Here is a 24,510-nt window from a genome sequence, read left to right on the forward strand (position 1 = left end):
GGTCGGGGACACGCTGGATCGTCCCGGCGGACCGGGAATGCGCGTGGCAGGGGCTGCGACGAATCGGGGGACACGTGCGTCGGCTTCCGCCACCCGTGAATCACCCGGAGAGAGGGGACCGTCGGCCCGGTGCGTCGCGTTCAAGCCCCCAAAACGATTTATTCCGGCGGTGAGGACGGAAACGTATGTCCCTCGAGAAAGTCGTCGTGTCGGTAGAGAAGGCGGATCGAGAGCACCTGGAGACGCTCGTCGCGGAGGCCATCGACGTCGTCGAGTCGAGCGAGGCGACGGTGTACCTGCAGTACCTGTTCGAGGAAGAGGAGTTCGAGCGGATGGTCGACCAGATCGACCCGGACGCGGGCAGCGCCGTCGCCGCCGACGACGTGGCGGCGCGCCAGGAGAGCGTGAAGGCGCCCGCGGACATGCTCGACGCACACGGCGTCGACTACGAGATAAGCGGGGTGGCCGGCGGCCGGCCGGCCGAACAGATCATCCGCCGCGTCGAGGAACTGGACGCGGACCTGCTCGTGGTCGGCGGCAGCGAGCGCTCGCCCGCCGGCAAGGCGATGTTCGGGGATTACGCACAGCAGGTGCTCCTGAACGCGCCGTGTCCGGTCCTGTATATCAAACGCGAGTGAGCGACTGAACGGGTCGCGTCCTCAGCGGAGGCGCCCGAACAGTTCGTAGTCGTGGTCCGGTTCGTAGCGCCGGAACAGCAGGCTGTTCGCGAGCACCGAGACCGACGAGAAGGCCATCGCACCGGCGGCCAGCACCGGCTGGAGCAGGCCGAGCGAAGCCAGCGGTATCATCGCGGTGTTGTACCCCAGCGCCCAGAAGAGGTTCTGCTTGATCTTCGCGAGCGTCCCCTCGCTGATACGGATGGCCTTCACCACGTCGAGCGGGTCGTCGCGCATCAGCGTCACGTCGGCGGCCTCGATGGCGACGTCGGTGCCGGAGCCGATGGCAGTCCCGACGTAGGCCACCGCCAGCGCGGGCGCGTCGTTGACGCCGTCGCCGACCATCATGGCCTTGCGGCCACCGTGGGACCGTCGGTCCCACGAGGATCGCGGTCCGGCGGATCGCTCACCCTCGTCCTGGATGGCCTCGACGGCGTCGGACTTGTCCTCGGGCAGGACCTCCGCGCGGACCATCTCGGGGTCGATACCGACCTGTTCGGCGACGGCGCGGGCGGTACGCTCGTTGTCGCCGGTGATCATCATCACGTCGGTACCGCGTTCCTGGAGTGCCGCGACGGCGTCGACGGCGCTGTCTTTGACCGTGTCGGCGTTGGCGACGACGCCGACCAGCGCGCCCTCGTGGGCGACCAGCATCGCCGTCTTGCCCTCGCTCTCCAGGCGTTCCATCGTCTCGGCGGCCGGGTCCGGGTCGACGCCGCTGTCCCGGAGCAGTTTTCGGTTCCCCACGAGCACCTCGCCGCCATCGACGGTGGCACGCACCCCGTGACCGGGGACGTTCTCGAAGGCCTCGGCATCGGCGAGCGACAGGCCACGCTCGCGAGCGCCGTCGACGATGGCCCGGGCGAGGGGGTGTTCGCTCCCGCGCTCGGCGCTGGCGGCCAGGCGGAGGACCGCGTCCCCGTCGAGATCGCTGCGGGTGGTCACCTGGCCCCCGTCGGCGACCGACTCGCCGCCGTCCGGGACCGCGGCGTCGGCGTCGAACGCGACCACGTCGGTGAGACGCATCTCGCCTTCGGTCAGCGTCCCCGTCTTGTCGAAGACGACGGTATCGACGTCCCTGGCGCGTTCGAGGATGTCACCGCCCTTGAACAGGACGCCGTTCTGTGCGCCGATGGTCGTCCCGACCATCGTCGCCGCGGGCGTCGCCAGGCCCAGCGCGCAGGGACAGGCGATGAGCACCGCGGACGCGAAGACGACGACCGCGAACTCGAACGCCGAGAGCGTGGCCGGGCCGCCCCCGACCAGCCCCCACAGCGGGAGCGCCCCGACGAACCCGGCCAGCGACGCCGGGAAGAGATACCAGATCGCACCCCAGAACAGCGCGTTGACGATGACCGCGGGGACGAAGTACGCCGAGATACGGTCGGCGAGGTTCTGGATGTCGGGCTGGCGCGACTGGGCCTCCTTGACCGTCTGGACGATCTGCTGGAGCGCGGTGTCGGCCCCGACCTTCGTCGCCTCGACGACGAGCACGCCGTTCTCGTTGATGGTCGATCCGACCACCTCGTCGCCCTCGCCTTTCTCGACGGGCACCGACTCGCCGGTGACCATCGACTCGTCGACGGCGCTCTGTCCGTCGACCACGACGCCGTCGGTGGGGATCTGCTCCCCGGGCCGGACCTTCATCCGGTCGCCCACCTCGACGTCCTCGATGGCGACCTCGCGCTCGGTGCCGTCCTCGTCGACCAGCGTGGCGGTGTCGGCCTCCATCTCCAGGAGTTTCCGGAGCGCCTCGCTGGCCTGGCCCTTCGAGCGGGCCTCGAGGTAGTTGCCCAGCGTGATGAACACCAGGATGAGCGCGGCCGTATCGAAGTACAGGCCCTCGCTCGCCAGCAGGCCCAGCAGGACGACGACGGAGTACAGGTACGCCGTCGACGACCCGAGTGCGATGAGGACGTCCATGTTCGCCGTGCGGTTCCTGACCACCGCCTTGTAGGAGTTCCTGTAGAAGGGGTACCCCAGCACGACCTGGACGGGGGTCGCCAGCAGGAACTCGACCCAGCCAAAGTCGACGCCGAACACCGTCGCCGGGAGGAGGTCCCCGCCCAGGACCAGGCGCTCGACGAGGAAAAACAGGAGCGGCGCCGCGAGAGCAGCACCGAACAGGGTGAGCCGGCGCTGCCGTCGGATCTCCTCGGTCCGGGCGGCCTCACGTCGCTCGTCGTCCGAGTCGCCCGAGTCGTCGTCCTCCCGGATCGGCGTGTAGCCCGCGCCCTCGATGGCCTCGTAGAGGTCTGCTACCCTCGCCTCGGCGGGGTTGTAGGTCACCTGCGCCTCGTCGGTGGCGAAGTTGGCCGTCGCCTCCACGACGCCGGGCGTCCTCCCGAGCGCACGCTCGATCGACTCCGAACAATTCGCACACGACATGTCGCTGATGCCGATAGTGACCGACTCCGTCCGCGGCGCGTAGCCCGCGTCTTCGATGGCGTCGAACACCTCGCGGAGGGAGACGCGCTCCGGGTCGTACTCGACTGTCCCTTCGTCGGTGGCGAAGTTGACCGACGCCGACGAGACGCCGTCGAGCGACTCCAGGGCCTCGGCGACGGTCCCCGAGCAGTTCGCACAGCTCATCCCCCCGATCTCGACCTGGCTGCGGCGATGACTCATTGGCTGGGGATACGCCCTCCAGGTTCAACCCCGTTTCCCTTTCGATACCCAGGTGAGAGTGGGACTGTAGTTTCGGATCCAAAGCGTCGCCCGTCGCCTCCCGCGTCACTCGACGCCCTGCTTGAGACGTTCGTACTGTTCCTCGAAGCGACTCTCACAGGACGGACAGCAAAACTGGTACAGGTCGCCGTCGAGTCGGCGGGCCGACCCCTCGCTGTCGACGGTGTTGCCACACTGGGCGCAGGTGAGCGCGAACTCCGTCCCGCCCAGGTCCGGCGACCAGTGGGCCCCGGCCAGCAGCGTCACCTCGACGTCCGCCACCGCGTCGTCGGCGACGGTGTCCGAGAGCCAGCTGGCGATGTCGTTGTCCGGCACTCGCGCGAACACCACGAGGTCGGCCGCCGCAGTGGTGAAGACGTGTTCGACGGCCCCGACCCCAAGGAGCGTCTCTCGCACCGGCGCAACCTTGGACGCGACGTCGAGCGTGACGAGGACGGGAATCCCGCTTCGCAGCTGTGACCGGTCGACGTCGAGTGTGAACCGCTGGATGACGCCGACGTCCTCGAGACGGTCGACCCGGTCCGAGACGGCGGGCGCCGAGAGGCCCACCACCTCGGCGATGTCGCTGAAGGGTCGACGCGCGTTCGAGAGCAGCAGCTGCAGGATCTCCAGGTCGGTCTCGTCCAGTTCGCGCATGCCACCAGTTCGACGCCGCGGCGCAAAAGCGTCACGGCGAGTTGGCGTTCGATTCGAAATTTCCCCTGGCAGATAAGTTTGTATTCGAAGGTGAGTTCATCGGTGACGGCGGTCAGCCTCGCCTCGAGGTCCCGTATCGACGCGTCGATGTCCCCGACGAGCTCGGGCTGGCAGCGGTCGGCCTCGGCGGTGGCCTCGATCTCGGTCACGAGTTGCTGGGCCGATTCGCCTCTGGCCCAGGTGAATCCGTACCTCGTGGCATGATTCTAGTACCGTTCTGGCATCACAGACGACGAGGGCGGGACGCTATCGAGCATCCCCCCGTCCCGACTCACCGGCGTCGAGACAGAATTTATCGTATTTATTATAATTGTCGTGTACGTGTGTGACATCTGGCCCGTATTCACACGACGGAACGACGCTCTCCCGCACCGATGATCGCTGTATCACACCGAGACACCGGAATCGACGCGATTGTCCGACGTTCCGGACGCTGCTGGCACCGCCGGGTGCGCCCCGGTGTCGACGACGTGACATCCGCAGTTCCTGCGGGGGATGGGACGAGCTCGTGGACGCGAACGTACCCTGGAGGTACACGTGTGAACCACAGATTCACTCGTGTGCACGACCCTCGCCACAACAACTCTTATTTCTCCCCTCTGTCATACCTGCACCATGGCACACGGGCGCGAGGACAGCGACCGCGCAGCCCCGGACCGCGTCCCGCTGGATGCGATCGTCGACGTGTTCCGGGCGCGCGACGACGTCGCGCGCCCGTTGACCGCGAGCGACATCATGGACGAGGTCGGGTGTTCCCGCCGGACGGCCCACAACAAGCTCAACGAACTCGTCGAGGAAGACGTCCTCAAGACGCGCAAGGTCGGCTCCCGGAGCCGCGTCTGGTGGGAACCGATACACGAACGCCCCGACGAGCGCCCGACCGAGGCGTCTCCGACCCCCGAACAGCTCGTCGAGGAGGTCGACCTGCCCGGGACGGGCACGACCCTCAAGGCCCGCCAGGAGGCGTTGCTTGCGGCCTACGAGTACCTCCGGGAACACCCCGAAGCCAAGAAGTCGGACTTCCTGCAGGACGTCTTCCCGGAGAACCCCGCGGAGTACGAGACCGCGGAGGGCTGGTGGAACGCCATCCAGCCCGCGCTCGCGGAGCTCCCCGGCGTCAACCCCCCCGAGGAACGGGGCCACATCTGGCACTTCCTCGGTGGGTAAACACTTTTGCCAGGGTAGTTCAACGTTCTGCACACGTACGGGCGACCGGTCGCATACGAATCGAGAGTCTGCCGCTATGAGCCAAGGGAACACACAGGAGCGGGAGGGGACGGTGTACATGTCCGAGGAGGAGGGACGCGGGTACCGCAGCTCCTCGTATATGCCCACGGCGTACGACAACCTCGACGTCGCCCCGGAGACGGCCGAGTTCCCCGACCGGGGACGGGACGGCGGCTACCGCGTCCTCGATCTGCCGCGGGTGCCCAAACTCACACACGTCGTCGGCCCCAGCGCCATCATGCTCGGGGCCTCGCTGGGCAGCGGCGAGACGCTGTTCTGGCCGGTCCTCATCGCCCAGCACGGCTGGGCGCTGTACTGGGCCTTTTTCTTCGGCGTCCTGACCCAGTTTTTCATCAACACGGAGATACAGCGCTGGACGCTCGCGACCGGCGAGTCGGTCTTTCGCGCGTTCGAGCGGGTCCACCCGTTCTGGCCGTTCCTGTTTCTCGTCCTCGGGTTCGTCAGCCTCGGCTGGCCCGGATGGGCGGCGAGCGCCGCCAAGGTCGGCGCCATCGGCGCCGGCCTGGAGGAGCTCGAACTGACGCTGGGCCCCGTCGACCTGGTGGCCTGGCGCCTCTTTGGCATCGTGTTGATGGTCCTCATCTGGACGACCTACCAGCTGACGCCGCTGATGTACAACGTCGTCGAGCGGACCCAGATCATCCTGGTGACCATCGCCTCGGTGTTTGCCGTCGCGCTGTTCGTCGCCCTGGGGTCGGTCAACGAACTGGCGAACGTGCCCGGCGGCATCGCCAGCGTGGGGACCATCCCCCCGGGTAGCGACATCGCCATCTTCCTCGGCGGCCTCGCCTACGCCGGTGCAGGCGGGTACCTCAATCTCTCACAGAGCCTCTGGGTCCGCGAGAAGGGGTACGCGATGGGGCGCTACCAGGGCCGCATCAAGAACCCCATCGTCGGCGACGACCCGGAACCGGTCCAGCGTGACGGCTTTTCGTTCCCGCCGACGGTGACGAACATGCGGCGCTGGCGCGGCTGGTGGCGCCTCGCCCAGCTGGAGCACTTCCTGACGTTCGTCGTCGGCCTGCTGGTCGTCGCGACGATGATGATGGCGCTGGCCGCCGAGTACGCGCAGGGCACCGCCGACGACGGCGTGGCGATGTGGGCCAACAGCATCGTCCCCCAGGTCGGGGCCATCGGCGGGGCGCTCATCTTCACGACGCTGTTTTTCGCCCTGCTGACCACCGAGTACGCCATCGTCGAGTCGTTCGTCCGCAACAGCGCCGACATCGTCTACGAACTGTACGGGCGCGACGCGGGATGGAGCCTCCCGCGCATCTTCTGGACGCTGCTGACCGTCTTCGTCCTCTGGGGCGTCGCCATCCTGGCCTCACCCATCCCCATCGAACAGCCCTTCGGCCTGCTGGTCGTCGCGGCGGCGATGTCGGGCGTGATGATGTGGCCCTACACCGCGCTGGTGCTGGTCATCAACGCCACGCGCCTGCCCGAACATACGCAAATCGGCTGGTTCAGGGTCGTCACGATGTGGTGGGGGACGGGCTTTTTCGGGTACTTCAGCGTCCTCCTCGTCGGTCGCGTGCTGACCGACACAGCCGGTCTCGCCGCCTTCGAGACGGACGCGGCCGTGGTCGGGAGCGGCGTCGGCGGGTACGCCCTGTTTGCCTTCTTCGCGGCCGTGCAGGTCCTCGTCGTCGCGGCGTCCATCCGGGGGAAACGCGCCACGAGCGGAACCGTCAGCGACGCCGGCGAGGCGGCCGGCTACCTCGACTGAGATGGCCGGACCGACCCTCGCCGCGCTCGTCGACCGGCGTCTCTGGGTCTACGGCGGGGGACTGGCGACGGTCCTCGTCGCCCGGACGCTCATTTCGCCCTCGGCGGGACGGGCCCTCGCCGTGAGTCTCGTCCTCGGTGTGATGGTGCTCACCTACGCGGCAGAACTGTGGCACGCCGCCGAGCACCCGTCCGTCCGCCCCGGCCTCCTGGGGGCGGGCGTGGCCGGCGTCGTCGCCGGGTGCTGGCTGGTGCTTACGGACACGCTCGCCGGCCTGGTGTTCGTCGCCGGGGGGCTGCTCTTTCTCAACCGCGGCCTGACCGGTGGGGGGGCAGTGTGACCGAGGTGGCACCGTCGGCCGAGGTCCACGTCCACGTCCACCTCGTGATGGCCGGGACCTTCCCTCTGCGCGTGGCCGACCTGCTGTTTACCGACGACGCGCTGGTGATTCCGGAGTACCACTACCTGACGCCCCTGCTGGGTATCGCCCGGGGCGAGACCCACGAGGTGGCCGAGGAGGCCGTCGAGCGATACCGGACCGGCGGCGTCGCCGCCCTCGTCGACTTCGCCGAGCGGACTCACCGCGTCGGCTACGAGGACCTGGAGCGCGTCAGAATCTACGACGGTCGACGGCTCGGACGGCCGAAAGTCGCCGTCGACGTCGCGTCGGGGCCGCCCTACGCCTATCGCGTCCACGCCCCGGTCGACGTGGGGGCGCTCACGGACGCGCTGGCGGCGCTGGGCCGCCGGCGCGGGTTCGACGTCGTCCGGGAGCCGGGGGTCGGCGTACGGCCTGTCGCGAGCCTCCGGCGGTTCCTCGCCGACCGCTAGGCCAGCGCCGCAGCGAGTTTCTCGACCGGGTGCGGCGGTTCGGCGTCGGCACCGTCCCGGTCGCCGAGTTGTGTGCGACAGGACGCGCCGGGGGCGACCACCGTCTCGCCGTCGCTGTCGTCGACCTGGTCGAACAGGATCGAGCCGATGGCCTTGCTCATCGAGAAGTGCTCGCGCTCGTAGCCGAAGCTCCCGGCCATACCACAACAGCCCGAGTCCAGCGGGTCCACCGCGTAGCCGGCCCGGCGCAGGACGCCGACGGCGTGGTGGTCTTTCTTCGTCGCCTTCTGGTGGCAGTGGCCGTGGTAGGTCAGCGCCTCGCCGGGGTCGGTCCACTCGACGTTGCGGTCCAGGTCGAAACGATCGAGGTACTCACAGAGACCGTAGGTGTTGGCCGCGAGCGTCTCGACGGCCTCGCCCGAGAGCAAGTCGAGGTAGTCCAGCTGGAACATCACGGCGTCGGAGGGCTCGACGAGGACGACGTCCCAGCCCTCGGCGGCGGCCGGCGCGAGCGCCTCGACGTTCCCCTCGGCGGCCGCGCGTGACTTGTCGAGGAAGCCCTTCGAGTGGGCGGGCCGGCCGCTGTCGGTCCGGTCGGCCAGTGTGACGTGGACGCCGGCGGCCTCGAGCACCTCGACGGCCGCCCGGCCGATCTCCGGGTGGCTGTAGTTCGTGTACGTGTCGGGGAAGAGGACGGCCTTCCGGTCGGCCGCGGCCTCGCTGACCTGCGGGCCACGGTCGGCGAACCAGTCCTGCAGGCTCTCGCGCTCGAAGGTCGGCAGCGAGCGGTCGCTGGCGATGCCGACCGTCTTCTCGATGACCGTCCGGGCCCCGGGCACTGCCCCGGCGGCGTTCGAGAGCGGGGCGAGCGCGCTGCCGACCCTGGCGAGCGTGTCGACGTTGGCAAAGAGCTTGTCCCGGAGGCTCGACCCGTGTTCCTGGTGGTAGGCGTGGGTCACCTCGGCTTTGAGTTTGGCCATGTCGACCTCGCTCGGGCAGTCTTTCGCACACCCCTTGCAGCCGATACAGAGGTCGAGCACCTCGGACATGAACTCCTCGTCGGTGGGGTCGTCGGGCAGGTCGCCGCTCATCGCCTGCCGGAGCATGTTCGCCCGGCCGCGGGTCGCGGTGATCTCCTCGTCGGCCGCCCGGTAGGTCGGGCACATGACGCCGCCGGTGGTCTCCTGGGGCCCCCGACAGCCCCCACAGCCGTGACAGAGCTCGACCATCCCCTGCATGCCGTTGTCGTTGGTCCAGTTGAGCGTCTCCTCGAACCCCGCGTCGAACTCGTACTCGGGGTCGAACCGGAGGTTCTCGGTCATGTCCACGTCCCCACAGACCTGTCCGGGGTTGAGTATCCAGTCCGGGTCGAAGGCCGTCTTCAGGTCGCGAAACGTCTGCCAGAGGTCCTCGCCGTACAGCTTCTCGTTCCACTGAGTCCGGGCGCGGCCGTCCCCGTGTTCGCCCGAGACGCTCCCGCCGTACTTGACGACCAAGTCGGTCACTTCGTCGGCGATGGCCGCCATCTGTTCGACGCCCTCGACGGTCTTGGTGTTGACCAGCGGTCGGATGTGGAGCACGCCCGGCCCCGCGTGGGCGTAGAAGGAGGCGAAGGTGTCGTGGTCGTCCAACAGCTCCTGGAAGTCCGCGACGTACTCCGGCAGCCGCTCGGGCGGGATGGCGGTGTCCTCGATGAACGCGACGTGTTTCGCGTCGGTGGTCCGAGAGAGGAGGATGGGGAGCCCGGACTTGCGGAGCTTCCAGAACCGCTGGCGTTCGGCCTCGTCGTGGGCCTCCAGCGCGTCGAACGCTCGAACGGGGGCCTCCAGGGCGATTCCACCGTCCGTCGGTTCTGCCTCGGTGGTGACGCCGTCGGTCCGGTCGGCAAGCAAGTCCGCCACCTTCTGCTTTCCCTCGGCGTCGTCGTCCGCGTAGAACTCCACGAGCAGGACGGCGGTGGTCCCCTCGGGGAGCATCTCGACGACGTCGGCGAACTCGGCCGTCTCGCTCGCCATGTCGACGAGCACGTCGTCCAGAATCTCGACGGCCGCGGGGTCGTGTTCGAGGATGTCCGAGACGTCGTCCATCGCCTCGATGAGGTCGTCGTAGGCCAGCAGCGCCATCGACTTCGTCTCGGGGATCGGTTCCAGCGATACCTCGGCCTCGGTGACCACGGCGAGGGTGCCCTCGCTGCCGGCCAGCAGCGAGGCCAGGTTGACGACGCCGTCCTCGCGCAGTTCCTGGACCACCCAGTCCAAGTTGTACCCCGAGACGTTGCGCTTGAGGTCGGGGTATCGGGCGTCGATCTCGTCCTGTTCCTCCGCGAGAACCCGCTCCAGCTCGGCGTAGATGCGCGCCTCGAGGTCGCCCTCGGGGTCGGCCCGGTCCCGCAGTTCCTCGCGGGTGACCTCGCCGAAGGTGGTGACGGTGCCGTCGGCCAGCACCACCTCGCAGGACTCGACGTAGGCGTCGGTCTTGCCGTACTTCAGCGAGTGGGCGCCCGTGGAGTTGTTGCCGATGGCCCCGCCGAGGACGCTCTTGTCGCCCCAGGCGGGGTCGGGGGCGAACTTCAGGCCGTCGTCGGCCAGCGCGGCGTTCAGGTCGCCCAGCGTGATCCCCGGTTGCGCCCGGGCCCGGCGCTCCTCCGGGCGCGTCTCGACCAGGGCGTCCACGTGCTGGCTGAAGTCGAGCACGACGGCCTCGTTGACCGTCTGGCCGGCCAGACTCGTGCCGCCGCCCCGCGGGAGCACCGGAATCTCGCGGTCGGCACAGTAGGAGACGACGGCCGCGACGTCCGCCGTCGAGCGGGGGAAGACGACCCCGATGGGCGTCACCTCGTAGATGCTCGCGTCGGTCGCGTACAGTTGCCGGGAGTACTCGTCGAAGCGTACCTCGCCCTCGACCAGTTCCTCGAGGTCGGCGACGAGGCCGGGACGCGCGACGTCGTCGCTCCGGTAGTCGTAGGCCGATTCGTCCGTCGATGGGCCGGAGTCGGTTGCCATGGTAGCGTTCTCCCCTGGGGCGCTGGACGACCCGTGCCGGTCGGCAGGTCGCAGTCAACGCAGTCCCTAGGCTGTAATCAAACGAGCATCAAAATTGTTCCCATGTTCGCCCCCACCCCGTCGGACGACGAGATCGATGCCAGCGAACGGCCGGCTACCGGTCGAACACACGTCGAACCCGACGCGTTCCGGCGACACCGGTACGTTTACACCGGTTGCATACGTGTGCACGGGACGAGATGGTCACATCACACACGGACGCGTTCGTCGAGTCAGCCCGTCGCGTCGACGCCGTGGTGACGCCCACCACCGTCGACGAGTTCGCGGGCACGCTCGAGGACGTCGTCACGGAGCCGGCCGTCGGGACGCCCCTCCCGTTCGAGGGCGTCACCTACGACGGCACGGCGGTCGACGGGGCGCCGACGGGGGCCGCCCTCGCGGAGGCGGCGACAGGGGTCACCGCCGCTGCCGCAGCCATCGCCGACTACGGGTCGGTCGTCCTCCAGGAGACCGGGGCCGGCGAGGAGCTGCTCGGCCTGTACCCCGACCGGCACGTCGTCGTGGTCGCGGCCAGCGACGTGGTCCCGGACATGCCCGCCGCCTTCGAGGCACTGGACGGGCAGTTCGACGCGGGACGCAGGGACGCGATACTCGCCACTGGCCCCAGCGCCACGGCCGACATGGGGGCCGTGGTCAAGGGCGTCCACGGGCCACGTGAGGTCCAGATACTCCTGCTGGAGGACCGATGAGCGACTCCCGACGGCAGAAGGCCGCTCGCATCCGCTCGCTCCTGGAGACGGAGGGCGACGCGGTCTTCGAGAACACGACGACGTTCAACGACGGGCGCTACGAGTCCGTCGAGAAGCTCGACGACTACGAGGGACTGAAGGCGCGCGCTCGTGCGATCAAAGAGGACGCCATCGCGAACCTCCCGGACCTCGTCGAGGCGGTCACCGAGACCGTCGAGGCCAACGGCGGGACGGTCTACCTGGCCGAGGACGAGGCCGACGCCCAGCGCTACATCGCCGAAGTCGTCGAGGACCGGGACGCCGACTCGGTGGTAAAGAGCAAGTCGATGACGAGCGAGGAGATAGAGATCAACGACCACCTCCAGTCGCGGGGCGTCGACGTCTGGGAGACCGACCTCGGCGAGTTCGTCCTCCAGGTGGCCGACGAGGCCCCGAGCCACATCGTCGCGCCGGCCATCCACCGCTCCCGGGAGAACATCGCGGAGCTGTTCGACGCCCACTTCGACACCGACGCCCCCTTAGAGACCGCCGAGGACCTCACCGAGTTCGCCCGCGAGTACCTCGCCGAGCGGATAAAAGACGCCGACGTCGGCATGACCGGCGCGAACTTCGTCACCGCGGACACGGGCACCATCGCGCTGGTGACAAGCGAGGGCAACGCCCGCAAGTCCGTCGCGACCACCGACACGCACGTCGCCGTCGCCGGCGTGGAGAAGGTCGTCCCCAGCCTCGGGGACCTCCAGCCGTTCGTCGAGCTCATCGGCCGGTCGGGGACGGGCCAGGACATCACCGCGTACGTCTCCCTGCTGACCCCGCCCGTCGGGACGCCGGTGCCTGACTTCGATGACGACGAGACGCCGCTGGCCGAGGCGGGGCCCGACCGGGACTACCACCTCGTGTTGATCGACAACGGCCGGATGGCGATGCGCGACGACGACGACCTGCGCGAGACGCTCTACTGCATCCGCTGTTCGGCGTGTGCCAACTCCTGTGCGAACTTCCAGCACGTCGGCGGGCACGCCTTCGGCGGCGAGACCTACTCGGGCGGCATCGCGACGGGATGGGAGGCCGGCGTCCACGGCGAGGACAGCGCCGCCGAGTTCAACGACCTCTGTACGGGCTGTTCGCGCTGTGTCAACCAGTGCCCGGTCGAGATAGACATCCCGTGGATCAACACCGTCGTCCGGGACCGCATCAACCGTGGCGCGGACCCCGATACGTTCGACTTCCTCGTCGAGGGGCTGACGCCCGACGAGGAACCGGCGGGGCTGGACGTCCAGAAGCGCTTCTTCGGGAACTTCGAGACGGCGGCGAAGCTGGGGAGCGCCACCGCGCCGCTGTCGAACTGGGTGATGGACGCGGGCCCGGTCCGGTCGGCGCTGGAACGCTTCGTCGGCGTGGACAGCAGGCGGGACCTGCCGACCTTCGAGCGCGAGACGTTCCGCGAGTGGTTCGCGACACGCGGCCCGCGTGTCGACCCCGCCGACGCCGCCCGCGAGGTGGTCCTGTACCCCGACGTCTACACGAACTACGTCTCGACGGCCCGCGGGAAGGCCGCCGTCAGGGCGCTGGAGGCCCTGGACGTCCACGTGACCGTCCCCGCAGTCGGCGAGTCCGGCCGCGCCCCCCTCTCCCAGGGGATGGTGTCGACGGCGGGCGAGAAGGCAAGCAGGGTCTACGGCGCGCTCGCCGAGCACGTCGACGCCGGGCGCGACGTGGTCGTCGTCGAGCCCTCGGACCTGGCGATGTTCGCACGCGAGTACGAGCGCCTGCTTCCCGAGCGGTCTCACGAGCGCCTCGCCGAGCAGAGTTACGAGGTGATGGAGTACGTCTACGGCCTGCTGGAGAACGGCGGGGACCCGGACGCGCTGGCCACCGGGAACGAGGCGGTGGCCTACCACTCGCACTGCCAGCAGCGGACGCTGGGCCTGGCGGCCCACACCGTGGCCGTCCTCGAGCAGCTGGGCCACGACGTGGTGACCTCCGACGTGGAGTGCTGTGGGATGGCCGGCAGCTTCGGCTACAAGCAGGAGTACTACGACCTCTCGATGGACGTCGGCGACGAGCTGGCCACCCAGTTCACGACCGACGAGACGCGCGACCGGACCGTCGTCGCGAGTGGGACCTCCTGTCTGGAACAGCTCGATTCGCTCCTCCAGCGGGTGCCGACCCACCCCGTCGAACTCGTCGCGCCGCGCTGAGCGCTCACCCGCCGTCGGCCCGCTCGAGGTCGGCGGCAGCCGCGTGGAGGCGGTCGCTGGTCCGCGACGCCAGCAGGAGGCGTGCCGCGCCCGTCGACGACGCGTCGTGGAACATCACTGCTACGGACGTCGGCAGCCCTCATAACTGCTCACCGGACCGGCGATGGGTGACACAGATTCGTCAGGCCGACCCCGCGGGGTCATTCCGGTCCATCCGGCCGGCGTCGAACTCGACGCTGCGGCGGGTGTACTCGACACCCGCGACGAACGCCAGCGCCCAGGCGAGCACGAGCGCGCCACCGACGACGCCCACACTCGATTCGAGAGCCGGCCACGCGACAGACACGACGCCGAGGGACCCGGCCAGCAGGCCGGCCAGCCAGGCCGGGTAGCGCCAGTCGCGGTCTCGGAACACGGCGAGACCGCCCATCAGGACGACGAGGAACGCCGAGACGGCCATCGCGCCGTAGTGGACGAGAGCCACGTGTCCCACCGGGTCGGCGGGACCGACCTGTTTCAGCAGCTCCAGGCTCGCGTAGACCAGCAGTGGGACGGCTCCGGCGACGTACAGTGCGGCGACCCGGCGGTCCACGCGGTCGGCCCGCTCGAAGCGGAACAGCGACCGGCCGGCGGGGTGCAGCGCCAGCGCGACCAGCGCCAGCACCGCCGAGACGGCGAACCCGGTCAGGAGCGGCGAGTCGGCCAGGAACGCCAGGACGGCGACGGCCAGCACGCCGACGACGGGCGCCAGGATGGTGTTGACCCGCCTGCGAGGGTGGTACAGCAGGAGCAGGGCCGGGACGACGACGCCCAGGACGAGCAGCGGCGAGATCACCATGTCGTGTATCTGGTGGGTCCCGTAGGACTGGGACCACCCGAGGACGCCGGCCCCGATGATCTCGCGTGGCGTCAGCGCGACGTTCAGCCCGGCCAGCGCGAGGACGGCGAGGCTGAAGAGCACGAACCGTATCTTCTGGGTCGCGGTCAGCGAGCCGAATCCGGACTCGGTGGCCGAACCCTGTTCGACGGTGGTTGCCATGTGAATCAATTATATAAGTACACTGTCTATGGCTAAATACCTTGCTAGAGATACAGTAGCACTCTCGTGAGATGCTATCGAGTCGTATATCAGCCGTCTTCGACTCTTCGCGGGTTCTGAAGGACGAGACCGTCAGACAGAAATGAGCGTATTCTAATATTTCGTGTCGCCGGCCGAGGCCCACACTCTGGGACGGCCCCGGCGACGGTCACCGGGCCCATCACCGGCATATGAATTAAGGGTGTCGCCGTCGAACGTCCGCTCGTGCGCTGTGAACGCTGCGGGGAGGCCGTCGAACGGTACGAGCTCGACGGAGCGGCCGCTATCAGCTGCCCGCAGTGTGGCTTCATCGGCGTCCCGGCCGACCACAGGGCAGAGCCAAAGCCCCACGAGTCCTGGCAGGACGCCTTCGAACGGTTCTACGACCGCTTCGGCGTCGAGGCAGACGGGACGAAGTCGACAGCGACGGCGATGGTCAGACACCTGACCGACCTGGAGGGGGTAGGGCCGGCCGTCGCGACGCGACTCCGACAGGGCGGCTACGACTCCGTCGACGCGCTGGCGACGGCGACGCCCGAGGACCTGGAGGCCGTCGACGGGATCGGCCCCAAACTCGCCGCGCGGCTCATCACGCAGCTGTCGGACGAGGAACCCGCGACGGTGGACGCCGACGGCGGTGCGTGACCGCCGGGCCGCTCAGTAGTTCTTGAAGAGATACTGTCGAACGTCGTCTTTCGTCCGCACCCCTTCGGTTGTCCCGTCCGGCAGGTCCACCTCGTATGGGGCTTCGCCCTCCTCGGTCCTGCGCCACTTGTCGTCGTGCTCGCGGAGCAACTGGTTGGCCATCGAGAGGGCGTCCCCCGCGTCGTCGACCGGGTTCGACGTGGCGGTAGCCGTCGATTCCGCGTCCGCATCTCCGGCCTCGGCGGTTCCCGCTTCGTCGTCGTCTGCCGTCGTGTCGGCGGCCTCCGCTCCGTCGTCGTCTGCCATCGCGTCGGCGGCCTCCGATCCGTCGTCGCCTGTCGTCGTGTCGGCGGCAGCGTCCGCATCGCCGGTGGCCGGCGACGTGTCCTCGGCCGTCTCGTCGTCAGCCACGGCCTCGCCGCCGTCGTCGGTGTCGTCTGCCGCGTCCGCCAGGCGGTCGGCCAGTTCCGTGGGACCGAGTTCCGAGAGCAGTTTGCCCCGCATCTCGTCGGCGTCGATGCCGCTGCCGGGGATGTCGGGCACCTCGGCGGCGATGTGCTGGAGTTCGGGATACTCCGCCGTCGCGATGCGGTCGTACCCCTCGGCGACCACCACGGAGTCGCGCTTGTCCGGCGGCGTGTAGGTGTCCAGCAGATAGTCGACGGCGTCCTCGAGGCGCGCGTGGCCGTACGTGTCGACGAACGCTGTCTCGACGTCCGCCCGGATTGCCTCGAGTTGTTCGTACTGCGACTCGGTGAGCGATATCTCCGGCATCGTGCGGTCACACGACGCCGACGGGTATAATTCGTTCCCCGGGACCGTCCCGCCGAGCGACACGTTCCATCGCGTGCCTGTCGAGAGCGGTACGGCACGACGTCAGCCCCGCGCCGAGACCGGTTCTCGCAGGGCCCACACGTCCGTCGTCGGGTCCAGTCGCGTGGGCTCTGCGCCGCGGTCGGTGAGGATGCCCGCGTGGTACAGCATCGCCTTCAGCTGGAAGACCGTCGGCGAGTGATAGACCTCGCCGTCGACGAGCGCGTCGGACCGGAGGTCGCCCTCGGCCGTCAGCACCCGTTCTCGGACGCGGTCCGTGCCCCGAACGAACAGCTCGACGGTGAACGTCGGGTGCTGGACGTGGAGCCACTCGACGAACTCGACCAGCGAGGGGGCCGGGAAACCGTCGTCGTGGCACTGCTGGAGTTCCTCGACGAGCAACTGCGTGGCCGGGTACGCGAAGACGACGCGCCGGGTCAGTTCACCCCAGGCCGGCGCGGCCTCGATGAACCGGGCGCGAGACCCCGACCACTGGGCGAACACGTCCAGCGCCGCGTCGACCGAGTCGTGCCGCCTGCGCGCAAAGCGGACGACCTCGTTCCCGAGCGATGTGAGCCTGAGAGACGACCGGTCGTCATCGACCAGGCCGAGGAAGACGGCGCCGCCGACGGCGGCGTCGACGGCACCGACGACCCGGTCTGCAAGGAGTGACCGTGCGTCGCCACCGTGGGCGACCGCAAGCGGGACCGCAAGGTAGTTCTTCGGGTGGTTCAGGCCGAAACTCCGGTCGGTGACGCCCTGCGCGCTGGCCTGGAACCGGAGCGCCGACGCCTCGTCAGTGGTCCGCGCACCGACGACCCGTGGTCGTTCGAGCACCTGGAGGGAATCGTCGGCGCCGACGCCGAGGACGCCGACGTTGAGCTCCCGCGCCAGCGTCCGGGCCGCCCGGGATATCGCACCGGTCGGCGCGGCGACGTAGGCGACGTTCGCCTCGTTGAGGCGGTCGTGTGCCTGTATCACCCCGCGTTCGACGTCGACCCGACCCCCGCTCGTGTGGCCCTTGGCTTCGACGGCGACGAGTGGCGGGTCGTCTCCGAGCCGGTCCACGGCGACCAGGTCGGTGTCGAGCTGGCCGACGGCGACGAGGTCCGGGTAGCCCGACCCGATCCGAACGTGGTTGAACGGGGCCAGCGCGTCCCGCGTCTCGGCGGGAATCGGATAGTCCTCGAGCCACCGGTCCTGTGCGAACTGGGTGTCGGCGACGACGTAGGCGCGCTCGTCGTCTCCCGGAAAGAGGTCCCGCTTGGCCCGTGCCAGAACCTGCGGCTCGGTCAGACTCGCCGCCGTGGTCATACGGGCAGTTGCGGACCAGCCCTCAAGAATCCCCTACCTGGACTCAACGGTCCAGCAGCGACCGGATGCGCGCGAGCGGGCCGCCGCCCGACGGGTCGTCCCGAGCGTCGACGCCGGGGAGTTCCTCGGCGAGTGCGCGCACCTCGGCGTCGTCGAAGCGGGGGTCGGACTCGGCGTCGTCGAGCCACCGGTCCCACTCGGCCGGCGAGAGCAGTCCCTCGGAGTCTACGTCCCACTGGTCGACCAGAGCCTCGCGGTCACGGAACGGGACGTTCATGCCGCTGTCGCCCCAGTACAGCGGCGCGAGTTCGAATGCGTGGGACTCGCGGCCGACCCAGACGAGGCGGTAGGGGTAGCCGTTGTAGAGGAAGACGTCGTCGGGACTCACGACGTCGCCGTTCGGGAGTTCGAGTGTGTCCGGCATGGGTTCCAGTTGGGCGGGGAGACGGTTCAGTATTGCGCGTGGCCGACGCTGGCCGGTGAACGGGCGGAAAGTGGGAATGTCGTGGCGACCGGTCGGTCAGTACTCGTGGAGGGGACGGCTCCGGATGCGGCGCCGGAGGTCACCGAGCGCCGGTTCGGCGTCGCCGTCGAACTGCTGGCAGACGGCGTGGACCTCCTCGCGCGTAATCTTGACGTTGCCCTCGCGGACGACGTCGGCCGGCCGGGTCCGCAGTTCGCGGATCGTTCCGACGGCAAGCAGGAAGGGAATCGCCCACGCCGAGAGCGTGTTCCCGCGGGTGACGGGCATCGCTTCGAGCCACGCCTGTGCGCCATCGAGGTACTGCTCGGCGCGTTCGGTGACCCGTTCGATGACGGGAACGAGCGACTCGACGTTGGCGCCCTGGCCCACGTCGCTGTGGTCCAGGCCCTGGTCGTCGAGCAGCTCCAGCGGGAGGTAGACGTTGTTCTCCTCCTCCATGTCCGTCGCGGCGTCTTTCGCGACGTTGACAAGCTGGAGCAGGAGGGCGAACGCCCGCGCGTTCTCCTCCATCCGGCGGGCCTGCTCCTCGGTGGCGGCGTGGGTCAACAGACCGGTCACGAGGGTCCCGACGGTGCCGGCGGCATACCAGCAGTACTCCTCGAGTTCCGACAGGGTCCTGATGCGGAGGCCGCCGTCGTCGGCGTAGCGGTCGACGAACATCGCCATCCCGTCGACGAGTTCACGGACCGGGCCGCGGATGGTCTCCGTCGAGTCCCCCTCGAGCTGGCGGAACACGCGGACGACGCGCGGCGCTTCGTCGACGACCTCCCAGTCCGCGGACCGGGTCGCCGGCAACCACTCGTCGACCTTCGACCGGAAGGCCCGGACTGTCGTGTCCGAGGCTGGGTCGAGGACGTGACTGTAGGTCCGCAGTAACTCCGCCTGGGCACCCGGCGGCACGTGCCCGGCGTCTTCTATCGTGTCGGCGACGCGACAGAGGAGATAGCCGACACAGATGTCCCGTGCCATCGGCTCGTCGAGTTCCGCGATTGTGAGACTAAACGTTCGCGAGACCCGGTGCACAGCGTCGTAACACCACTCGATGTCTTCCTGTGCCGACCGGTCTGTTTGGTTCTGAGACATTCCCGACACCCGCCGTAAGGGTCACTGTGCTAAAAAGGATTGGCTATGGGCGACGCGCCCCGAAACAGCACCCCTAAATCGACGCCGGCCCAAAGCGGGACCATGTCCGTCACAGACCGGGAGGGACGACGATGAACGGGGCCAGGGCGGCCGTCGTCGGACTGACCGTCGCCGCCGTCGTGGTCGTCCCCGGACTCGCGAACTGGTTCCTGGGTGCAGTGGGCTACCCGACAGTCGGGAGCGCCGTCTGGGTGCTCGGCTACGGTCTGGGCGTTCTGTTTATCTGGTACGAGTGGATACGCCCCCTCGACATCACCGCGCCCGAGGGCGTCTCCACGGACGAGGACGCGGCCGACGAGTGAACTGCGTGTAGAAACAAGCGGAATCAGTCACCAACGAGCATCTGACAACCCTTATTGCGCTCGTGGACGCACACCGGAGCATGACTGACCGGTCACTCGACGAGGGCACGCCGGGCTACGGCGCCCGCGCCGGCTGGACGCGCGAGCAGGCGAGCCGCATCGAACGGAGCGACGACACCGTCGCCCCGATCATCTACCCGCCCGCCGAGGACCAGATTCCCGCAGTCCACATCTGGGACACCTGGTTCCTCCGGACCCGCGACGGGCAGCTCGCCGAGGTTGACGGCCACCGCGTCTGTTTCTCGCTGACCGCCCCCGCGGACCTCCTGCCGGGCAAGCGCCACGACGTCGCGACCATCCGGTGTTTCTACTCCCCCGACGGGCGGACCTGGCACGACGCCGGCCCCGTCTTCGAGGCACCCCTCGGCCAGCGCCAGTGGGCTGGGTCGGCGCTGTACGACGGCGGCGACGTCTACGTCTACTACACGGCCGCCGGCGAGGACGGCGCCGACGACCTGACCTACACCCAGCGCATCGTCGGCGCGAGCGGTGGGACCATCGACACCGGCGACGGCTTTTCGCTCGAAGGACCCTGGACGCACCACGAACTCCTGTGCCCGGACGGCGAGCGCTACGAGCGCGAGGACCAGTCCCGGGGGATGATATACACCTTCCGGGACCCGTGGTTCTTCGAGGACCCCGCCACCGGCGAGACCTGTCTGCTGTTCGAGGCCAACACCCCCGTCGCCGAGGGCAGCGACGCCTGCGGCGGCGACGCCGCCCAGCAGGAGTTCAACGGCAGCGTGGGCATCGCCCGCTCGCCGTCGGGCGACCCGCTGGAGTGGGAGCTGGCCGATCCGCTGCTGGACGCCGTCGGTGTCAACCAGGAGCTCGAACGCCCGCACGTCGTCTACAGGGACGGTCTGTACTACCTCTTTGTCTCCAGTCACCGACACACGTTCGCGCCCGGGCTGGAGGGGTTCGATGCCCTCTACGGGTTCGTCGCCGAGGAACTGCACGGCGAGTACGTCCCGCTCAACGACTCCGGCCTGGTCGTCACGAACCCGGAGAACGCCCCCTTCCAGTCGTACTCCTGGATGGCGTTCCCACACGACGACGAGGTGCTGGTCCAGTCGTTTTTCAACTACTTCGACTTCGACGGCGGGACCCTCGACGAGATCGCACACCTCCCCGAGTCCGAGCAGATGCGCCGCTTCGGCGGGACGCTCGCGCCCACGATTCGCGTCGCCGTCGACGGGACCCGGACCCGCATCCGCGGCACGCTCGGCCACTGGGAGATCCCGAAGGACGGCGAGGCGCTCCCGCCGACCGACCGCGAGCTGATTCGACGTGCGCGGGGGCGTGACCGCGGCGGCTACGTCGCTGGGACCCGCGAGGACTGACTGGGACGCCGGCAGTCACCGCCCTCGTGTCGGGCCGACGTGCTATCTGTGGTGACTGTTCGCTTCGTTGCGCAACACATCTTTATCGTTCCGGAATGACGTTGCGGGTACGACGGATACCCATGAGTGAAGACTGGCCAGCGACGACGACCCACCCCCTCGTCGTCGTCGTCGGCCACGGTGACGTGCGCTCGCTGACCGAGCCGCTTGCGTCCGTGCCGGACGTCACCGTCCGTGACGCGATACCCGCGCCCGCGACCAATGGCGACCGCGAGGCTGCCGGCGCGGCGGTGACGATGTTCGTCACCGACCTCACGGCGACCATCGCGCCGACGGCGCGGGACCGACTTGCCAGGCGGGACGGCCTCACGCTCTCGGTGGTCGCGGCCCCGGCGTCGGACGACAGCCTCGACGCGACGACGGCGCGGACCGCCCAGTGGCTCCGCGGGGCCGTCGACGCGATGGTCGTCGTCGAACCGGCCCACCACGACCCCGGCGTCCGCCAGGTCGTGAGCACCTGTGCCGACATCATCTCGCGACCGGGCGTCATCAACCTCGACCTGGCCGACATCGGGACCGTGCTGGGCAGCGGCCGGGTGGCCGCCATCACCACCGGCGTCACGCCCGAGGCCGAGGACATGGCCGTGACGGCCGTCAGCGCCGTCGAGGAGGCGCTGAGCGCCCCGGCCGTCGACATCGGCGACTACACCGCCATCCTCGTGAACCTGGTCGCCGGGAGCGAGCTGACGATCAGCTCGGCCGTCGAGGCCGTCGACGGCATCCAGGCCTCGGTGCCCGACGACGCCCACCTCATCTGGGGCACCGCCGTCGACGACTCGCTGTCTGACGTCCACGCGCAGGTCGTCGCCGCCGGGAACGACTCGCCGACGTTCGACGCCATCGTCGAGCGGGCGAGCCACCCCGACCCCGGCCCGAACAACTGCCCCCGCTGTGGCGGGCACATCGCCGTCTACTCGCTGGGCGACCGCGAGACACGCGCCTGCGAGGACTGTGGCTTCGCGGACACGCCCGGCGTGGGCACCCGGTCCTGACCGCGCCTCATACTGCCGGCTGTAACATTTAGAAAATACTCGGCACCCCGGGGTGCCGAGAATCTTTACGAACTTACAGCCGGCAGTATCAGTCGTCGGGCGGCGCCGTCGGGGCGGCCCCTCTGGCCTCGTCGTGCGCCCACATCGACCCCATCTCCCAGCGGTCCAGCGACGCGACGGTCGCGCTGCCGCCGTCGGCGGTCAGCGAGACGCCCAGCGCGTCCTCGCGGGTCGGGTAGACCCTGGTCGTCAGGCAGTGGCGCTCGTTTGCGAACACCTCGACGACCGACCCGTCGACGAACACACGCAGGGAGAGCGGCGCGTCGTAGGGCGTGACCCGCATCGTCTTGGTGTCGCTCGTGGCCTGCGAGTCGTGGCTGGCCGACGCCCGGTCGACCGCGATATGGCTGTCGCGCGTGTAGCGAATCGGCGTGTACTCCTCGCGGTCGGGCGTCTCCAGGACGGCCAGTTCGACGGCCTCGGCGTCCTCCAGGCGGACCGTCGCGCGCAGTTCGAACGACCGGCTCTCGGCGTCGAAGTCGACCCGCTCGCCGGCGTCGAGACGAACCGCATCGTGGTGGACGTTCTCGCCGCGCAGCTCGGTCAGTTCCGGCGCGGGGCGCTGACAGAGGCCGCCGTCGTCGGCCAGCGACAGCTCGCGAGGGACCGACATCGCGCCCGACCAGCCGGCGTCCCACTGGGCGCTCACGTCGCGGGCCTCGGGCAACCAGCCCCAGGTGAGGGTGCGGCCGTCGTCGGTCCACATCGACTGGGGGGCGTAGTAGTCGCCGTGGTCGAGTCTGTCGCGCCGTTCGACCTCGAACTCGCCGTCCTCGTACTCCCCGACGAAGTAGACGACGTCCTCGTAGTTCGAGACGTGGAGCAGCTGCTTTGCGCCGAAGTCGAGCAGTTCCGGACACTCCCAGACCGTCCCGTCGAGGTGCTCGTCGCCGGTAAGAATCGGCCCCTGGTACTCCCAGTCCCGGAGGTCCTCGGACTGATACAGCAGGACGGCGCCGCCGCCGTCCTGCATTCCCGCGCCGATAAGCTGGTTCCAGACGCCGTCGGCGCGCCAGACGCAGTGGTCGCGGAACTCCCCGTCCCAGTCCTCCGTCGAGAGGACCTGCGGTTCGAGGGGGACCTCCTCGATGATGGGGTTGTCCGGGTCCGTGACCCACGCGGAGAGGTCGTCGTCGGCCGCCGTGGCGATACAGGGCAGCTGGAGCGTGTCGCGGCCGCCGGTGTAGAGGATGGTCGGCGTCCCGTCGTCGTCGACGGCACACCCCGACCAGCAGCCGTCGCGGTCCGGGCCGTCGGGCGAGGGCGAGAGCGCGACCGGCCGGTCCGCCCAGTGGACCAGGTCCTCGCTGACGGCGTGGCCCCAGTGGATGGTGCCGTGGAACGGCCCGGCCGGGTTGTACTGGTAAAAGAGGTGGTAGGTGCCGTCCCAGTGGATGAGTCCGTTGGGGTCGTTGAGCCAGTTGGCCGGCGCGGTGAGGTGATACGAGGGGCGGTGTGGGTCGTCCGCGAGGCGGCCTCGCAGCGCCGTCATCCCCGCCGTGTCGCGCGGCCGGTCCGTGAGCGAGACCGTCTCGTCGCCGGCCAGAAAGGCGAGCGCGTCGGCGACGAGTCGCTCGCGGTTCCCCCGACAGACGTCGTCGGTCGGCTGGCTGAACGAGACGCCGGAGCCGACCCCGAGCACGTCGCCGTCGCCGGGGTGCCAGGTGACCGTCGAGAGCTGCGAGACGACGTCCGTGTCCCCCCGGACCGTGCTCGCGAGTACCGTGCCCTCGGCCGGTGCCATCCGCTCGTAGCGGGCGTAGGGCGTCGTCACGCCCGGCCCGCGCGTGTGGACCCGGAGCGTGTCGAACGCGTCCCGGACGGGGTGGTCACGAAACAGGGTCTTCCAGAGGTGCCCGGCGGGTTCGGGCGTCTCCGCCCAGCCGACGGCGTCTGGGGCGACGGGGTCGAAACCCAGCGGCTCCACGGCGGCCATCGCGCCCAGCGTCAGCAACAGCGCGCCGCCGTCGCGGACCGAGGACGCGATGCGGTCGGCCCCGCCAACCGGCAGCTGCGCCTCGTCGAGCGGGTCGTCGCGGTGCCACCAGAGGACGTCGTAGGCCGCCGGGTTGACGTCGGCCAGCGAGCGTCGCTCGACGTCGCCCATCGCCGAACGGCACCACTCGTACGCTCGCTCCTGCTCGTCGGAACAGGACCCGGCGTAGAGACAGCCGACACGTGGGGTGTCTGCCATTGGACATACTCGTCCCGCTCGATTATAAAAGGATTCGGCAATCGGTTTCGACCGTTTGTGACCGAACGTGCAGGCTCGGTCGCGCGGTCCGGCCAGTGACGGGTCGAGTTACGGAGAAGCGTGCGGGGCTACGAGACGCGTGCGTGACGGGCGGCCGCCTTCCAGTCGATGATGGTCTCGTGGCAGACCGGGCAGACGAGT

General features: G+C 69.2%; 20 protein-coding genes. 11 read left to right on the forward strand and 9 right to left on the reverse strand.

The window, feature by feature from the left end:
* Positions 1-185 precede the first annotated feature (185 nt).
* Positions 186-638 carry a universal stress protein gene (locus P1K88_RS14315; protein ID WP_276410905.1) on the forward strand — a complete coding sequence of 151 codons (453 nt, stop codon included), beginning with the start codon at positions 186-188 and terminating at the stop codon, positions 636-638.
* 21 nt (positions 639-659) lie between these two features.
* On the opposite strand, the gene P1K88_RS14320 is transcribed toward P1K88_RS14315, so the two are convergent.
* Together P1K88_RS14320 and P1K88_RS14325 are read right to left on the reverse strand one after the other, a co-directional pair.
* The gene (locus P1K88_RS14320; protein WP_276410906.1) at positions 660-3,305 is read right to left on the reverse strand and encodes a heavy metal translocating P-type ATPase; all 2,646 of its coding nucleotides are present in this window, start codon (positions 3,303-3,305) and stop codon (positions 660-662) included.
* Positions 3,306-3,410: 105 nt separating this feature from the next.
* A complete protein-coding gene (locus tag P1K88_RS14325) occupies positions 3,411-4,001 on the reverse strand; it encodes an AsnC family transcriptional regulator (protein ID WP_276410907.1) in 591 nt (196 codons plus the stop codon).
* Positions 4,002-4,676: 675 nt separating this feature from the next.
* On the opposite strand from P1K88_RS14325, the gene P1K88_RS14330 reads away from it, so the two are divergent.
* From P1K88_RS14330 to P1K88_RS14345, 4 genes are all read left to right on the forward strand, one after another.
* Complete coding sequence (locus P1K88_RS14330) at positions 4,677-5,228, forward strand: dimerization/docking domain-containing protein (protein ID WP_276410908.1); 552 nt, start codon at positions 4,677-4,679, stop codon at positions 5,226-5,228.
* A 76-nt stretch (positions 5,229-5,304) separates the two neighbouring features.
* A complete protein-coding gene (locus P1K88_RS14335; RefSeq protein WP_276410909.1) occupies positions 5,305-7,038 on the forward strand; it encodes an Nramp family divalent metal transporter in 1,734 nt (577 codons plus the stop codon).
* A gap of 1 nt (position 7,039) precedes the next feature.
* Entirely contained in the window at positions 7,040-7,378 is a 339-nt protein-coding gene (locus tag P1K88_RS14340; RefSeq protein ID WP_276410910.1) for a hypothetical protein, read from the forward strand.
* Positions 7,375-7,869, forward strand: a complete 495-nt coding sequence (locus P1K88_RS14345) for a hypothetical protein (protein WP_276410911.1) — start codon at positions 7,375-7,377, stop codon at positions 7,867-7,869. Before P1K88_RS14340 ends, P1K88_RS14345 begins: the two co-directional genes overlap by 4 nt.
* Here P1K88_RS14345 and P1K88_RS14350 read toward each other — a convergent pair.
* Positions 7,866-10,871, reverse strand: coding sequence for an FAD-binding and (Fe-S)-binding domain-containing protein (locus P1K88_RS14350; protein WP_276410912.1), 3,006 nt, complete (start codon positions 10,869-10,871; stop codon positions 7,866-7,868). The two genes, P1K88_RS14345 and P1K88_RS14350, sit on opposite strands and share 4 nt — an antisense overlap.
* 239 nt (positions 10,872-11,110) lie before the next feature.
* Between P1K88_RS14350 and P1K88_RS14355 the strand changes: the two genes are divergently transcribed.
* Together P1K88_RS14355 and P1K88_RS14360 are read left to right on the forward strand one after the other, a co-directional pair.
* Entirely contained in the window at positions 11,111-11,620 is a 510-nt protein-coding gene (locus tag P1K88_RS14355) for an LUD domain-containing protein (RefSeq protein ID WP_276410913.1), read from the forward strand.
* Entirely contained in the window at positions 11,617-13,821 is a 2,205-nt protein-coding gene (locus P1K88_RS14360; RefSeq protein ID WP_276410914.1) for an LUD domain-containing protein, read from the forward strand. Before P1K88_RS14355 ends, P1K88_RS14360 begins: the two co-directional genes overlap by 4 nt.
* 181 nt (positions 13,822-14,002) lie before the next feature.
* Here the strand turns inward: P1K88_RS14360 and P1K88_RS14365 are convergent, their stop codons facing one another.
* Entirely contained in the window at positions 14,003-14,860 is an 858-nt protein-coding gene (locus P1K88_RS14365) for a hypothetical protein (protein ID WP_276410915.1), read from the reverse strand.
* Positions 14,861-15,124: 264 nt separating this feature from the next.
* Between P1K88_RS14365 and P1K88_RS14370 the strand changes: the two genes are divergently transcribed.
* Entirely contained in the window at positions 15,125-15,544 is a 420-nt protein-coding gene (locus tag P1K88_RS14370) for a helix-hairpin-helix domain-containing protein (RefSeq protein WP_276410916.1), read from the forward strand.
* A 12-nt stretch (positions 15,545-15,556) separates the two neighbouring features.
* Here P1K88_RS14370 and P1K88_RS14375 read toward each other — a convergent pair whose 3' ends face one another.
* From P1K88_RS14375 to P1K88_RS14390, 4 genes are all read right to left on the reverse strand, one after another.
* Positions 15,557-16,318: a hypothetical protein gene (locus P1K88_RS14375; protein ID WP_276410917.1), complete on the reverse strand. Its 762-nt coding sequence runs from the start codon at positions 16,316-16,318 to the stop codon at positions 15,557-15,559.
* A 102-nt stretch (positions 16,319-16,420) separates the two neighbouring features.
* Positions 16,421-17,671 (reverse strand): hypothetical protein, encoded by a 1,251-nt coding sequence (locus P1K88_RS14380; RefSeq protein ID WP_276410918.1) that lies wholly within the window; start codon positions 17,669-17,671, stop codon positions 16,421-16,423.
* 43 nt (positions 17,672-17,714) lie between these two features.
* Positions 17,715-18,095 (reverse strand): hypothetical protein, encoded by a 381-nt coding sequence (locus tag P1K88_RS14385; RefSeq protein ID WP_276410919.1) that lies wholly within the window; start codon positions 18,093-18,095, stop codon positions 17,715-17,717.
* A gap of 96 nt (positions 18,096-18,191) precedes the next feature.
* The gene (locus P1K88_RS14390; RefSeq protein WP_276410920.1) at positions 18,192-19,238 is read right to left on the reverse strand and encodes a phytoene/squalene synthase family protein; all 1,047 of its coding nucleotides are present in this window, start codon (positions 19,236-19,238) and stop codon (positions 18,192-18,194) included.
* Positions 19,239-19,369: 131 nt separating this feature from the next.
* Between P1K88_RS14390 and P1K88_RS14395 the strand changes: the two genes are divergently transcribed.
* From P1K88_RS14395 to P1K88_RS14405, 3 genes are all read left to right on the forward strand, one after another.
* On the forward strand, positions 19,370-19,600 hold the full coding sequence (locus P1K88_RS14395) for a DUF7996 family protein (RefSeq protein WP_276410921.1): 231 nt from the start codon (positions 19,370-19,372) through the stop codon (positions 19,598-19,600).
* 80 nt (positions 19,601-19,680) lie between these two features.
* Entirely contained in the window at positions 19,681-21,003 is a 1,323-nt protein-coding gene (locus tag P1K88_RS14400; RefSeq protein WP_276410922.1) for a glycoside hydrolase family 68 protein, read from the forward strand.
* A 122-nt stretch (positions 21,004-21,125) separates the two neighbouring features.
* Entirely contained in the window at positions 21,126-22,055 is a 930-nt protein-coding gene (locus P1K88_RS14405; RefSeq protein WP_276410923.1) for an FtsZ/tubulin family protein, read from the forward strand.
* 88 nt (positions 22,056-22,143) lie between these two features.
* On the opposite strand, the gene P1K88_RS14410 is transcribed toward P1K88_RS14405, so the two are convergent.
* The gene (locus tag P1K88_RS14410) at positions 22,144-24,309 is read right to left on the reverse strand and encodes a glycoside hydrolase family 32 protein (protein WP_276410924.1); all 2,166 of its coding nucleotides are present in this window, start codon (positions 24,307-24,309) and stop codon (positions 22,144-22,146) included.
* Positions 24,310-24,510: the final 201 nt, after the last annotated feature.

Source organism: Haloarcula halobia (assembly GCF_029338255.1).
GTDB lineage: Archaea > Halobacteriota > Halobacteria > Halobacteriales > Haloarculaceae > Haloarcula > Haloarcula halobia.

Coding starts and splice junctions, on each gene's coding strand:
- P1K88_RS14315 (WP_276410905.1), top strand. CDS start 186: ATGTCCCTCGAGAAAGTCGTCGTGTCGGTAGAGAAGGCGGATCGAGAG.
- P1K88_RS14320 (WP_276410906.1), bottom strand. CDS start 3,305: ATGAGTCATCGCCGCAGCCAGGTCGAGATCGGGGGGATGAGCTGTGCG.
- P1K88_RS14325 (WP_276410907.1), bottom strand. CDS start 4,001: ATGCGCGAACTGGACGAGACCGACCTGGAGATCCTGCAGCTGCTGCTC.
- P1K88_RS14330 (WP_276410908.1), top strand. CDS start 4,677: ATGGCACACGGGCGCGAGGACAGCGACCGCGCAGCCCCGGACCGCGTC.
- P1K88_RS14335 (WP_276410909.1), top strand. CDS start 5,305: ATGAGCCAAGGGAACACACAGGAGCGGGAGGGGACGGTGTACATGTCC.
- P1K88_RS14340 (WP_276410910.1), top strand. CDS start 7,040: ATGGCCGGACCGACCCTCGCCGCGCTCGTCGACCGGCGTCTCTGGGTC.
- P1K88_RS14350 (WP_276410912.1), bottom strand. CDS start 10,871: ATGGCAACCGACTCCGGCCCATCGACGGACGAATCGGCCTACGACTAC.
- P1K88_RS14355 (WP_276410913.1), top strand. CDS start 11,111: ATGGTCACATCACACACGGACGCGTTCGTCGAGTCAGCCCGTCGCGTC.
- P1K88_RS14360 (WP_276410914.1), top strand. CDS start 11,617: ATGAGCGACTCCCGACGGCAGAAGGCCGCTCGCATCCGCTCGCTCCTG.
- P1K88_RS14365 (WP_276410915.1), bottom strand. CDS start 14,860: ATGGCAACCACCGTCGAACAGGGTTCGGCCACCGAGTCCGGATTCGGC.
- P1K88_RS14375 (WP_276410917.1), bottom strand. CDS start 16,318: ATGCCGGAGATATCGCTCACCGAGTCGCAGTACGAACAACTCGAGGCA.
- P1K88_RS14380 (WP_276410918.1), bottom strand. CDS start 17,671: ATGACCACGGCGGCGAGTCTGACCGAGCCGCAGGTTCTGGCACGGGCC.
- P1K88_RS14385 (WP_276410919.1), bottom strand. CDS start 18,095: ATGCCGGACACACTCGAACTCCCGAACGGCGACGTCGTGAGTCCCGAC.
- P1K88_RS14390 (WP_276410920.1), bottom strand. CDS start 19,238: ATGTCTCAGAACCAAACAGACCGGTCGGCACAGGAAGACATCGAGTGG.
- P1K88_RS14395 (WP_276410921.1), top strand. CDS start 19,370: ATGAACGGGGCCAGGGCGGCCGTCGTCGGACTGACCGTCGCCGCCGTC.
- P1K88_RS14400 (WP_276410922.1), top strand. CDS start 19,681: ATGACTGACCGGTCACTCGACGAGGGCACGCCGGGCTACGGCGCCCGC.
- P1K88_RS14405 (WP_276410923.1), top strand. CDS start 21,126: ATGAGTGAAGACTGGCCAGCGACGACGACCCACCCCCTCGTCGTCGTC.
- P1K88_RS14410 (WP_276410924.1), bottom strand. CDS start 24,309: ATGGCAGACACCCCACGTGTCGGCTGTCTCTACGCCGGGTCCTGTTCC.